Raw genomic sequence first — 255 nt, forward strand, 5'->3', positions numbered from 1 at the left:
GTGACCAATGAGGCAATCCAATTATTCGTTCCTGGTAAGACAGCGAAAGATGCGACACAATATAAATCAACATTAACTTGGGAATTATCTAATACACCTGGTAGTAGCGGTGTAGAAGAAGAAAATGGCGAAGTATAATCCAGATTTAGGATCGGTGGAAGGCAAGCTATTTTAGATTATAGAAACAAATGACGTAGCGTTACAATTTTGTAGCGCTACTCTCTTTAAAGGAAGGGGTAAACGAATGAAACAAGC

At 38.4% G+C, this 255-nt stretch carries 1 protein-coding gene; it reads left to right on the plus strand.

Features of this window, described 5'->3' with window-relative positions; translation table 11 throughout:
* Positions 1 to 138 (plus strand): WxL domain-containing protein, encoded by a 138-nt coding sequence (locus P3R27_RS15050; protein ID WP_404830965.1) that lies wholly within the window; start codon positions 1 to 3, stop codon positions 136 to 138.
* Positions 139 to 255 lie beyond the last annotated feature (117 nt).

This window comes from Enterococcus spodopteracolus, from assembly GCF_030441955.1.
Classification (GTDB): domain Bacteria; phylum Bacillota; class Bacilli; order Lactobacillales; family Enterococcaceae; genus Enterococcus_B; species Enterococcus_B spodopteracolus.